Origin of the sequence: Mangrovimonas xylaniphaga (assembly GCF_001280435.1) — a bacterium.
GTDB lineage: Bacteria > Bacteroidota > Bacteroidia > Flavobacteriales > Flavobacteriaceae > Mangrovimonas_A > Mangrovimonas_A xylaniphaga.
This window is the reverse complement of the sequence record NZ_LBIP01000017.1, coordinates 164,586-176,863: the sequence shown is the minus strand read 5'-3', so window position 1 is coordinate 176,863 and position 12,278 is coordinate 164,586. Positions and strand designations below refer to the sequence as shown.

The window sequence follows — 12,278 nt, the reverse complement described above, 5'->3', positions numbered from 1 at the left end:
CCTGCTTGATATTTTAAAAAAAATACCCGAAATTAGTTAATCTCCATTAGGATTTATCATTGTATTGCAAAGCATTGGCTTTTTTAAAACTCACACTGTATGAGATTTATAGATTATTACAAGATACTTGGTGTCGACAAAAACGCTTCGGACAGCGACATCAAAAAGGCCTACCGTAAACTGGCTCGAAAATACCATCCGGATCTTAACCCCAACGACAAGGAAGCCGAAAAGAAATTCAAGGAAATCAATGAAGCTAATGAGGTGTTGAGCCATCCAGAAAATCGTAAGAAATACGACAAATACGGAAAGGATTGGCAACACTCGGAAGCCTTTGAAGAAGCACAGCGTCAACAACAATCCCAAAGAGGGCATTACCAAAGTTCCTCCGGCCGATTCTCAGAGGAAGATTTCTCTGATTTTTTCAGTTCCATGTTTGGTGGTGGCGGTGGTTTTAGAAGTAGTCATGGCCATGGGCAACCAAAATTTAGAGGTCAAGATTATAATGCCGAATTGCATTTAGAACTGGAAGACGTGTACAAAACCCACAAACGCACCTTAACCGTCGACGGAAAAAACATTAGGCTTACCATTCCTGCAGGTGTAAGGAACGGACAGATTATAAAAATAAAAGGTTATGGAGGAGAAGGTATCAATGGAGGTCCCAAAGGCGATCTTCATATTAAGTTCTCCATTAACAACCACAGTAAATTTAAGCGAGATCATAACAATTTGTACACCGATTTGGACCTAAATCTATATACAGCAGTTTTGGGAGGCGAGGTCATTATTGACACGTTTGATGGCAAACTAAAGCTAAAGGTGAAACCAGAAACTCAAAATGGCACTAAAGTGAAATTAAAAGGCAAAGGGTTTCCTGTGTATAAAAAAGAGGGGGAATTTGGAGATCTTTATGTGACCTATCACATTAAAACACCCACCAACCTTTCTGAAAAAGAAAAAGCACTATTTGAAGAATTAGCAAAATTACGATAGCGATGGACACTACTCATTTTATACCCATTTCCAAGCTTTGCAGCTCCTATAATGTAACCATTTCCTTTTTGGAAGAGCTCGAGGACATTGGTCTTATTTCCATTATCAACATTGAAAAACAATATTATATGGACACCGATGCCGTTGGCTCCTTGGACAAAATACTAAGAATGCAGCGAGAGCTCAACCTCAACATAGAAGGAATCGATATTGTGTTCAACCTACTTCAAAAAGTAGATGCCCTTCAAGCCGAACTCAGTAATCTACAAAACCGCTTAAGGCTTTATGAACACGACTAAGAATTTTATTTTGGATACCTTTTTTTGATATTTCTAATCAAATCTTCCAAGCCGTTGACCTTTAGCTCATAGACCATTTGTAGCATATCTCCTAATTTCCCCTTCGGAAAACCTTTGTTGTGATACCACACCACATAGTATTCTGGCAAGTCGATTAGATCGCGTCCTTCATATTTTCCAAATGGCATTTTGGTATGTGCCAATTTTATCAAAAAATCTTTGTCTTGTCCTAACATTTTGTCTTTCATTTATAATCTTCAAGGTACCTTAGCTGTTCCTAACTTGACAAAGGAATACTAACCTCTTGATACAACAAATCCCTTAAAGTTCCATACCCGTTATGTGTACGCAACGTTTTAGGGATTATGTCAATGTTGTATTTTGTTTTGAAAACTATTCCGCTTCCACAATTGTTAAGTCGTCGTACTTTACAATATAAACCGCTTCATTATAGTAACCTCCAAAATACTTTTTAACGTATCTAAACTTGTTTTCCAAGTATTCGGTTTCCAACTCAGGAGTTGCTGCCTCATACAAGTTTTCTTTGGAAGCCAAGCGCAACAAAATATCCAACGTCAAATCGAAACCTCGAATAGCATACCTATTTGGTTCTACACCATACAAACTTTTATACTTTGTAATAAACCCATTGGTTGTAGGTGTAATTATTGTTTTGTTTGCCGATGGATAAGTAAATTTTAAATTAGACAAGTGATAATTTGAAATGTTCTTTCCTTCCAAGAATACCGAGCTATTTTGGGTAGTCATCAACACAATATGCTGTTCCTCATTGCTCAAACCATTCAACATACTGGTTACATTAGAAGCAAAAGCCTCGTTTTGGGTCTCCAAAAACACGATATTTTCCCCATCTATAAACATATCCTCCAAATCAGAAATCATGATGTAATTACTATCCTTCCCATCCTTATCCTTTCTGGAGAAGATTTGTTTTGCAGCCACAAACTCGGATTTCAATTGATCGCTAACCACCTTGTTTTTGGCATCGGCAATGATTACTATATGCTTTGGCAAAGAATCCCTTTTCACAAAACGAATCATTTCCTTTTGCATCAATTCACTTGAAGGTACGGTTTGAAAAACATTGTCGTACAAGTTTTCTGGCGTCGTAAAAGGAGAAATCACGGGAATGTGATCGCCTTTAACACTAGCCGCTACCCTTTCCAAATTCTTTGGAAACAAAGGTCCGATGATGGCATCGTAAGTTGAAAAATCATTGTTCTTTAAAATATTGGACACCTCAGACAATTGGTCCTTAGTATCAAACACCTTTAAGTTTGTAGAAATCCCTAACTGCTTAGCTGAATCCAAGGCCATTTCCACTCCCACATGAAAATCCAAAGAAATGGATAATCGTGTGTCGTTTTTAATAGCGCTTTTAGCTTCTTGTACAGAATCTACATCAATTCTATTCAATCTATAAGGCAACATCAAAGCCAAACGCTTGGTCTTTAGATTCTCAAAGTTAGTTTTGGTCAAATCGGTGTTTTCAAACTCATCACTACCCATAACCGTATTTGCCGAACCAGGAATTTTGATTACCATTCCCAATTTCAAGCCACCTTCCTTCAACTCAGGATTAAAGACTTCCAATTCTTCTTGGGTGACACCAAACTTACGGTTCAAAGCCATATAGCCTTCACTCTTCTGTACCGTGTAGTAATTGTAATTTTCCTCGATAGCTTTCTCTTCGTTATCGGCTATGTTTGGAACATTCAAGACATCTCCCGGTTGCAATACTTCACCCATATTTGGATTAAGTGCTTCCAACTCAGGAACTGTAATCCCAAACTTATAGGCCACACGCCATTTTCCTTCTTTAGGCTGTACCGTATACTTTTTTAGGGTATTGCTTACCTCAGCTTTAGCGACAACTGTTTTGAATTTTGGGATTTTAATTTTATCTCCCTTTTGCAGATTATTGGCATACAAGTAGGTATTGTATTTTTTGATATCGTCAACAGTTACATTGTACTGCTTCGCGATACTGTACAAAGTTTCCTTTTTCTTAGCCCGATGGTATTGGTACCCAGTTACCTCTTTGGTTTCGGTTACAGCTTCATCTGGACGAATTTTGGAAGTAGGGATAATTAACACTGTGCCAACCGTTAGCTTCTTTTTGGCATCTGGGTTAAGGGCATAAATGTCAAAAGGAGTTACCAAATATAATTTGGCAATCTCCTCTATCGTTTCTCCTTGTTTTACTTTATGTTGTTTAAAATTTTGAGCCTGTACAAAGCAAATGCTTGCTAGAGTAAACAGGGTAATTAAAACAAGTTTTTTCATATGGTTAAATTATTGTTTACGTTTATGGGGCAATAAATCGTTCACTATACTATTCCCATTCTATGGTTGCTGGCGGCTTAGAACTAATGTCATACACTACTCTATTAACGCCTTTTACTTTATTTATTATTTCATTTGAGGTTTTCTGTAAGAACTCGTATGGTAAATTTACCCAGTCAGCGGTCATACCATCGGTACTTTCAACGGCTCTAAGGGCCACACATTGCTCATAGGTACGCTCATCTCCCATTACCCCAACACTGTTGATTGGTAACAAGATGGCACCTGCCTGCCATACATCGTCATAAAGTCCCCAGGACTTCAATCCGTTAATAAATACAGCATCTACCTCTTGTAATATACGAACTTTTTCAGCCGTAATATCACCTAAAATTCTAATTCCTAAACCAGGCCCCGGGAAAGGGTGACGTCCTAAAAGAGCTGGCTCCATTCCCATAGAAGCTCCAACACGTCTTACCTCATCCTTAAACAACGCTTTCAATGGCTCTACCACCTTCAGCTTCATGAAATCTGGCAATCCTCCCACGTTGTGGTGACTCTTGATAGTTGCACTAGGTCCTCCAGTTGCCGATACACTTTCGATAACGTCTGGATAGATGGTTCCTTGTGCCAACCATTTTACATCCTGAATTTGGTGGGCTTCATCATCAAACACTTCAATGAACACACGACCAATGGTTTTACGTTTTTCCTCAGGGTCGCTCTTTCCTGCCAAAGCATCCAAAAAGCGTGCCGAAGCATCTACTCCCTTAACATTAAGGCCCATGTGCTTGTACTGATCTAGTACATCCTCAAATTCGTTTTTACGAAGTAAGCCATTATTTACGAAAATACAATATAAATTTTCTCCAATTGCTTTGTTCAACAGCATAGCCGCTACAGAAGAATCTACGCCTCCTGACAATCCCAAAACAACTTTATCATTTCCTAACTGAGCTTTCAGCTCGTCCACTGTTTCATCTACAAAGGATTGTGGCGTCCAGTCTTGGTTTACTCCTGCAATGTTCACCAAAAAGTTTTGCAATAAGCGCTTACCATCTGTAGAATGGTATACTTCTGGGTGGAACTGGATAGCATAAGTTGATTCCCCTTCAATTCTATAAGCCGCATTTTCAACATCATGCGTACTCGCCAACAACACTCCATTTTCTGGTAAATGCTTGATAGTGTCACTATGGCTCATCCACACTTGGCTTCCCTCTGAAATATTTTCGAAAAAGGATTCTCCTCCCTTAACAAATGATAGGTTTGCTCTTCCGTATTCACGGGTGTTGGATGGCGCTACTTCACCTCCTGAGAAATGTGCTAAATATTGCGCTCCATAACAAACAGCCAATAAAGGCTTTTTACCACGGATTTTTGATAAATCTGGGTGAGGGGCATCTTCGGCACGAACCGAAAATGGACTACCAGAAAGAATTACCGCTTGGTACTCTTCTACCGTTGATGGAACTTTGTTGAATGGATGGATTTCACAGTAAATATTGAGCTCTCTAACTCGTCTTGCAATTAGTTGCGTGTACTGCGAACCGAAGTCTAAAATGAGTATCTTATCGTGTTGCATGTGCAAAATTAAAATTAAATAGGAAATTATATATTGAAAATTGAAAAAATATCAATTCATTGAATCTAAAATCATTTCAATATCCTTCTCGGTAGTATCTGGATTGATAAAACAAAAACGGGACACCGTTTCAAAAGTATCACCTTGTTTCCATTTAGTTGGCGTTACCAAAGCAAAGCCCGACTTATGGTTTCTGTAGGTCCATTCGGTATAATCCTCTGGACTCCATCCTTTTCTTCTGAACAATACACAAGATAAACTTGGATCTCTTACCAATTCCACCTTATCGTGCTCTGTGATCAATTTACCTGCAATCTGTGCCAATTCAATACCTCGTTCTACCGCTTCCTTATATCTATCGGTACCGTGGGTCGCCAAAGAGAACCATAAAGGTAAACCGCGTACACGTCGTGTTAATTGTATTTGATAATCGGTTGGGTTGAAGCCGTGCGCGCCTTCATCCTTAAAAATATCCAAATAAGAACCTTGTTGCGAGTGTGCATTTTTGGCCAACTCAGGATTTTTATAGATTACCGCTCCACAGTCGTAAGGAGAGAACATCCACTTATGCGGGTCGATGGTGATACTATCGGCACGTTCAATACCTTTAAATTGATGTCTTACGGAATCTGCTACCAAAGCACCTCCTCCATAAGCGGCATCTACATGGAACCAAAGATTTTCAGCTTCACACACCTCTGCAATGCTTTCCAAATCATCTATAATTCCGGCATTGGTAGTTCCTCCCGTAGCCACCACAGCAAACAAACATTTGCGCTCGTGCTCCGTTAAGGTTGCAATGGTCTTCTTCAAGTCTTCTCCTGTCAAACATTCTTCAGAGTCCACCAATAAGATATCCACATCGGCTACTTTTGCCATCGCCTTTACGGACGAATGGGCACCAATTGACGTAATGATCAATCCTTTTTCTCTTTTAAAAGCATCGTCCTGTCTCCAATGTTCACGCGCTGTTACGATGGCCGATAAGTTGGCAGAAGTTCCTCCACTGGTAAACACACCAAAAGCACCTTCTGGCAAGCCTGTTAAGGACACAATCCATTTCATTGCTTCGTTTTCACAGAAAATACCTCCGGCACCTTCCATCCAATAGGCTCCGTGAATACTTGATGCCGAAGTCACCAAATCGAACATAATAGCTGCTCTTGTTGGAGATGCTGGCACAAAAGCCAAATTACGGGGATGATCTACTGGAACATTGGTATTAGCCAAGTGTTTTTTCCAAAGGTCGAAGGCGTATTCGCCTCCTACTCCTTTTGGGGTGATGGTCTCACCTACCAAGGCTTTTAACTCTTCTGCTTTTTTGGGTTTACCTATTTGGCGTTCAGTCGCGGAAACTCTATCGATAACGTATTTCATGACATCCAATGTCATTTCTACCAAGTCGATATCTATCTTATGCATTTGCTACTCTAAATTTAGAATTATAAACTCTTTTTTAAGGGGCTGCAAATTTACTATTAACTGATGAATTAATTGGTCTCCAAACTCTAAATAAAATTGAGAAAAATTGGTATTGCGTTCCTGCAAACTTTGATTCGGAAATAATTTGTTTTGAAGTTGCACAACACGGTCCAAATGATCACTCAATTTCCGCTTTTGCGCCTTGAGCAAACGTTTTTCCAAATGTTCCAAACCTTTGATTTGTTTGCGTTCTTGAGCACCAACGGCTCCTAAAAATGTGGGATCGGTTTTTTCCGCAAGTTTATACAGGTCCTTAAACTGTAGTTCGAGGTGTTTTTTTTGAGTGCTAAAGTCGATATCAACCTCAGAAATGGATTTGGTTACTTTGGAAACTAACTCCTCTTGGCTTAAAAATAAATCGGCCATGGATAGTTTCATCTTCTCCAATTTCTCCTGCTGCTTTTCTGATGCCAATAACACCGAATTCCTTAGCAACAATATTGGGAAGGTGACTTTATGGGCTTCGAAATTCGATTTCAACTGAAACCAATAAGCCAATTCACCGCCTCCACCAATGTAGCAAAGGTTAGGCAAAATCACCTCCTGATATAAAGGTCGCATAATCACATTAGGACTAAAACGTTTCGGGTACTCATGTAATTCCTTAACGATTTCTTCTTTGTTCCAAGTAATCTCCGTTCCATAAACACTATACTTCCCATCAAATTCTACGATGCGTTCTCGCAAACCTTCGGTTATATAAAAAAGATTGATTTCTCTAGGGTTGACCTGTATTTTGTAGTTTTCGGGCAATGCATTGATTTGGGCATTGGTCTCCGATACATTTTTAAAAGACGATTGCTGCAACAATTCATCCTCCATGTAAGTTACAAACAGCTCCTTTAAGTTATGGTCGTTGCCATCTACAATCACCAAACCATACTCCCCCAACAATTCATTCACTAAAAATCTAGTGGCATCTGTTAAGTTTGCATGTTCTAAATATGCCTTTTTGAAAAGTTCCTTTAAACGTTTGGCATTGTTACCGGCATTCAATTGGGAAGCAAACACTTCTTCCACCACATCCAAACCTTCCAAATCCAACTCGCCAACTGCACCTGATGAGTCTCTGCTCCACTTTATTTTCTTTCCGTTGAAATTGAAATAATTGATCTCTTCAAAATCATGGTCTTCCGTTGCCATCCAATATACTGGCACAAAATTGTATTCGGGATACGCTTCCTTTAATTCCTTGCAAAGATTGATGGCAGAGACGATTTTGTAGAAAAAATACAAAGGACCAGTAAACAGATTCAACTGATGCCCTGTAGTTATGGTAAATGTATTTTCTTCTTTTAAAGATTGAATATTCTGTTGCGTGCTTTCGGAAAGTCCCAAAGACTGACATTGCTGTTCCAAAGTTTCCACCAAAACCTTTCGGTTTGCTAAAGAAACTTGAGGTTGCTTTTCCTCTATCTGTTGTTTGAAGGCCTCCACTGTTGGAAACCTGTGGTAAAAAGGCTTTAGATTTTGATTTTCTTCTAGATAATCACAGATAAGTTGTGAGAAGTAGTTGGTGTCTTTAAACGGAATACAGTCTGTTGGCATAGTCACTATTCAATTCTGACGTAAATATACAGCGCAAAACTGTTTTATGTCCTAAATTTTAGTTAATTCATATTCAATTTATATCATTATTTTTATCACCTAAACCAGCGCTATGCAAAAAATATTTGTTTTTATAGTTACTGTATTCTGTTGTTCAATTTTCTCATTTGGACAGGAATTACAATCTCCCGACAGCTTTTTAGGATATGAATTAGGTTCCCATTTTTCCAGACACCATCAAGTGGTAGATTACTTTAAATATGTAAGCCAGCAACTGCCCGGTCAAGTGAAATTGGAACATTATGGAGATACTTATGAGCGACGCCCATTGTATGTTGCTTATATTTCTTCGGAAGAAAACCTGAGAAATCTTGAAACGATTCGCCAGAACAACCTTAAAAATGCAGGTGTTTTGGATGGCAGCACAACTTCCAATGAAGTAGCTGTAGTGTGGCTAAGCTATAATGTTCATGGTAATGAAGCTTCCAGTACCGAAGCCGCTATGAAAACCCTCTATACTTTATTGACCGAAAAACAGGAATGGCTTAAAAGCACCGTGGTAATTATAGATCCTTGTATCAATCCCGACGGAAGAGATCGTTATGTGAATTGGTATAATGAAACCTCCAGTACTCCTTACGACACCGACCAACAAGCCAGCGAGCACATAGAGCCTTGGCCAGGTGGTAGACCTAATCATTATTTGTTTGATTTGAATAGAGATTGGGCTTGGGCCACACAAATTGAAAGTCAGTCGCGATTAAAAATCTACAACAAATGGCTTCCACATATTCATGTGGATTTCCATGAACAAGGAATCAATAACCCTTATTATTTTGCTCCAGCAGCAGAACCATTCCATGAAATCATCACCGATTGGCAAAAAGACTTTCAAACACAAATAGGAAAAAATCACGCCAAATATTTTGATTCCAACGGTTGGCTGTATTTTACAAGAGAACGTTTTGATTTGCTATACCCAAGTTACGGGGACACCTACCCAACATTTATGGGAGCCATTGGTATGACCTACGAACAGGCCGGTCACGGCCGTGGCGGCTTGGGGATTATGAATGATGAAGGCACCGAGTTAACTCTTAAGGATCGTATTGCCCACCATACCACTACAGGTCTATCTACGGTAGAAGTTGCCAGCAAAAATGCGGCGAAGCTAAACTCCGAATTCAAAAAATTCTTCGAGAACAGTGATGTGGATTATCAGAGTTATGTTTTAAGTGGAGAACAAGATAAAATTGAAAGCTTAAAACAGTTATTAGACCAACATGGTATTAGCTATTATAATGGTTCTAATACTAAGGTGAACGGCTATCTATACAACAAAGGAGACAAAGGTTCAATGGACATCACCTCCTCCGATTTGGTTATAAGCACCAACCAGCCAAAAGGTAAAATGGTGCAAGTTCTATTTGAACCCAATGTAAGCTTGAGTGATTCCTTGACTTACGATATCACTGCTTGGAGTGCTCCATTTGCCTTTGGATTGGACGCCTTGGCCAGTACCAAATTGATTCCGGCAAAAGCAGGAGCTGCAACCTCTACCCCAACACCAAAAATAGACACTAAAGCCACCGCCTATATGGCCAAATGGAACCATATTACTGATGCCAAATTCTTGGTGGACTTAATGAAACAAAAAATTAAGGTACGCTTTACCGAAAAACCCATTTCCACCAGTGCTCCTGAGCAAACATTTGATCGTGGTTCCTTGATTATCATAAGAGGAGACAATCAATCTGTGGAAGACTTTGACACCAAAGTGATGGCTTCCGCTAAAAAATTCAACAAGAATCCAATTGCGGTGATGAGTGGTTTTTCAAAGTCTGGGCCAGATTTTGGATCGCCAGATGTAAAATTGGTCAATACGCCTAAAGTTGCGTTACTTTCTGGCGAATCTACATCTCCATATGGTTATGGTGAATTATGGCACTTCTTTGAGCAACAATTACAATTCCCTGTGACTTCTTTAAACACAAAGTATTTTAAAATGTACGATTTGAAAAAGTACAACGTATTGATTGTACCCGATGGCAACTATGCCAAGGTATTGGACAATGGTGCTTTAAAAAATCTGCAAGCATGGATTCAAAAGGGGGGCAAACTGATTGTCATTGACGGTGCCCTAAAAAGCTTTGCTGATAAAAAAGGATTCAGCTTAAAAGCCCATGAAGTTAAGGACTCCATTTCTATTGACAAGAAGCTGATTTCCTATGCCGATCGTGAACGTGAAGGTATCAAAAAACTTATTACAGGAGCTGTTTTTAAAACAAAAGTGGACGACACCCATCCATTAGCTTTTGGATATTCAGACACCTATTATACATTAAAACTGGGCAATGATTCCTATGAGTTATTGGAGGATGGCTATAATGTGGTGCATATTGGAGAGAACCCAAAAAGTGTTTCTGGCTTTACAGGAACCGATGCTCTTGAAACCCTAGAAAACTCTTTAATATTTGGAGAAGAACGCATCGGCGAAGGAAGCATCGTCTATATGACAGATAATGTCATGTTCCGAAGTTTTTGGGAAAACGGAAAGCTATTCCTGGTGAATGCCGTCTTCTTTGTCAATAACAACCTATTTACCTTATAAAAGAAAAGCAGCACAATGTGCTGCTTTTTTTATCTTGTTGCTTCTGGGCTTATTTTACCACTTCCGCATATAAATCGAAATCTTCTGCTTCTATTACTTTTACAGTCACATATTCTCCAGTTTTCAAGTAAGTTGATGTGGCATCAATCAAAACTTCATTATCCACATCTGGGGAATCGAACTCGGTTCTCCCTACAAAATAGTTACCCTCCTTACGGTCGATGACCACTTTAAACTCTTGATCGATTTTTTCTTGGTTCAACTCCCAAGAAATTTGCGATTGGATTTCCATAATTTCATTTGCTCGTTCCTGTTTTACATCTTCAGGCACATCATCTTCCAAATTATAGGCATGGGTATTTTCCTCATGCGAATAGGTAAAACATCCCAAACGCTCAAAACGCATTTCTTGAACCCATTCTTTTAGTGTTTGGAAATCCTCTTCGGTTTCACCTGGATATCCTACAATTAAGGTCGTTCTAATGGTCATATTTGGAACTGCCTTTCTAAACTCTTCAATTAGTTTGGTCGTTTTGGCTTTGGTAGTTCCTCTACGCATACTTTTCAAAATGGAATCAGAAATGTGCTGCAACGGAATATCCAAATAATTACACACTTTCGGCTCTCGGTTCATCACGTCCAACACATCCATTGGGAATCCTGTTGGGAAGGCATAATGCAAACGAATCCACTCTATACCTTCTATTTTCACCAAGGCCTCCAATAATTCGGCAAGGTTACGCTTCTTGTACAAATCCAAACCGTAATAGGTCAAATCCTGAGCAATCAAAATCAACTCCTTCACACCATTGGCCGCCAATTTTTCAGCTTCAATTACCAACTCCTCTATAGGTGTACTTTTGTGTTTTCCACGCATCAAAGGGATAGCACAAAAACTACATGGACGGTCGCAACCTTCAGCAATCTTCAAATAGGCATAGTTTTTAGGAGTTGTTGTTAAACGCTCCCCTATCAACTCATGTCTATAATCTGCTCCCAATGCCTTTAACAGCCCAGGTAGCTCTGTAGTTCCAAAATATTGATCTACGTTAGGAATTTCCTTTTCTAAATCCGGTTTATAACGCTCACTCAAACACCCTGTCACAAATACCTTATCTACATCACCTGCCTCCTTTTTTTGCATGAATTCCAAAATAGTGTTCACACTCTCCTCCTTGGCATTATTGATAAAACCACAGGTATTGATCACCACAATATTTCCTTCCTCTTCATGAACAACGTCCTTGCCACTAGCTTTTAACTGCCCCATCAACACCTCACTGTCGTAAACATTCTTACTACAGCCTAGGGTTACCACATTGATTTTGTTCTTTTTAAGTGATTTTGTTCTCATATCAAAAATTCAGGCTGCAAAGATACGTAATGCTTAACGATTTACCGTATGACATTAACAAATTAGAATGACTATGGAAAGCTTTCGTATCTTTAG

The 12,278-nt window shown here is 39.2% G+C and carries 9 protein-coding genes; 3 read left to right on the top strand and 6 right to left on the bottom strand.

Going from position 1 to position 12,278, the window contains the following annotated elements; genetic code table 11:
* Window positions 1-99 precede the first annotated feature (99 nt).
* A complete protein-coding gene (locus ZA06_RS10725; RefSeq protein WP_053977464.1) occupies window positions 100-996 on the top strand; it encodes a DnaJ C-terminal domain-containing protein in 897 nt (298 codons plus the stop codon).
* Between the two features lie 2 nt (window positions 997-998).
* Window positions 999-1,295, top strand: coding sequence for a chaperone modulator CbpM (locus tag ZA06_RS10720; protein ID WP_053977463.1), 297 nt, complete (start codon window positions 999-1,001; stop codon window positions 1,293-1,295).
* A 5-nt stretch (window positions 1,296-1,300) separates the two neighbouring features.
* Here ZA06_RS10720 and ZA06_RS10715 read toward each other — a convergent pair whose 3' ends face one another.
* The 5 genes from ZA06_RS10715 to bshC all read right to left on the bottom strand — a co-directional run bounded on the left by ZA06_RS10715 (window position 1,301) and on the right by bshC (window position 8,217).
* Complete coding sequence (locus ZA06_RS10715) at window positions 1,301-1,531, bottom strand: DUF3820 family protein (RefSeq protein WP_053977541.1); 231 nt, start codon at window positions 1,529-1,531, stop codon at window positions 1,301-1,303.
* A 157-nt stretch (window positions 1,532-1,688) separates the two neighbouring features.
* Window positions 1,689-3,602, bottom strand: a complete 1,914-nt coding sequence (locus tag ZA06_RS10710; RefSeq protein WP_053977462.1) for a PBP1 and LysM peptidoglycan-binding domain-containing protein — start codon at window positions 3,600-3,602, stop codon at window positions 1,689-1,691.
* Between the two features lie 49 nt (window positions 3,603-3,651).
* Window positions 3,652-5,187 (bottom strand): glutamine-hydrolyzing GMP synthase, encoded by a 1,536-nt coding sequence (gene guaA, locus ZA06_RS10705; RefSeq protein WP_053977461.1) that lies wholly within the window; start codon window positions 5,185-5,187, stop codon window positions 3,652-3,654.
* A 51-nt stretch (window positions 5,188-5,238) separates the two neighbouring features.
* Window positions 5,239-6,609 (bottom strand): pyridoxal phosphate-dependent decarboxylase family protein, encoded by a 1,371-nt coding sequence (locus ZA06_RS10700; RefSeq protein ID WP_053977460.1) that lies wholly within the window; start codon window positions 6,607-6,609, stop codon window positions 5,239-5,241.
* A gap of 3 nt (window positions 6,610-6,612) precedes the next feature.
* Entirely contained in the window at window positions 6,613-8,217 is a 1,605-nt protein-coding gene (gene bshC, locus ZA06_RS10695; RefSeq protein WP_053977459.1) for a bacillithiol biosynthesis cysteine-adding enzyme BshC, read from the bottom strand.
* Between the two features lie 112 nt (window positions 8,218-8,329).
* On the opposite strand from bshC, the gene ZA06_RS10690 reads away from it, so the two are divergent.
* The gene (locus tag ZA06_RS10690) at window positions 8,330-10,828 is read left to right on the top strand and encodes a M14 metallopeptidase family protein (RefSeq protein WP_053977458.1); all 2,499 of its coding nucleotides are present in this window, start codon (window positions 8,330-8,332) and stop codon (window positions 10,826-10,828) included.
* 49 nt (window positions 10,829-10,877) lie between these two features.
* Here the strand turns inward: ZA06_RS10690 and rimO are convergent, their stop codons facing one another.
* Entirely contained in the window at window positions 10,878-12,182 is a 1,305-nt protein-coding gene (rimO, locus tag ZA06_RS10685) for a 30S ribosomal protein S12 methylthiotransferase RimO (protein WP_053977457.1), read from the bottom strand.
* Window positions 12,183-12,278: the final 96 nt, after the last annotated feature.

Excerpts from the sequence above, each read along its gene's own strand:
- rimO (WP_053977457.1), bottom strand. The coding sequence starts at position 12,182 with ATGAGAACAAAATCACTTAAAAAGAACAAAATCAATGTGGTAACCCTA.
- ZA06_RS10725 (WP_053977464.1), top strand. The coding sequence starts at position 100 with ATGAGATTTATAGATTATTACAAGATACTTGGTGTCGACAAAAACGCT.
- ZA06_RS10700 (WP_053977460.1), bottom strand. The coding sequence starts at position 6,609 with ATGCATAAGATAGATATCGACTTGGTAGAAATGACATTGGATGTCATG.
- ZA06_RS10710 (WP_053977462.1), bottom strand. The coding sequence starts at position 3,602 with ATGAAAAAACTTGTTTTAATTACCCTGTTTACTCTAGCAAGCATTTGC.
- ZA06_RS10720 (WP_053977463.1), top strand. The coding sequence starts at position 999 with ATGGACACTACTCATTTTATACCCATTTCCAAGCTTTGCAGCTCCTAT.
- guaA (WP_053977461.1), bottom strand. The coding sequence starts at position 5,187 with ATGCAACACGATAAGATACTCATTTTAGACTTCGGTTCGCAGTACACG.
- bshC (WP_053977459.1), bottom strand. The coding sequence starts at position 8,217 with ATGCCAACAGACTGTATTCCGTTTAAAGACACCAACTACTTCTCACAA.
- ZA06_RS10715 (WP_053977541.1), bottom strand. The coding sequence starts at position 1,531 with ATGTTAGGACAAGACAAAGATTTTTTGATAAAATTGGCACATACCAAA.
- ZA06_RS10690 (WP_053977458.1), top strand. The coding sequence starts at position 8,330 with ATGCAAAAAATATTTGTTTTTATAGTTACTGTATTCTGTTGTTCAATT.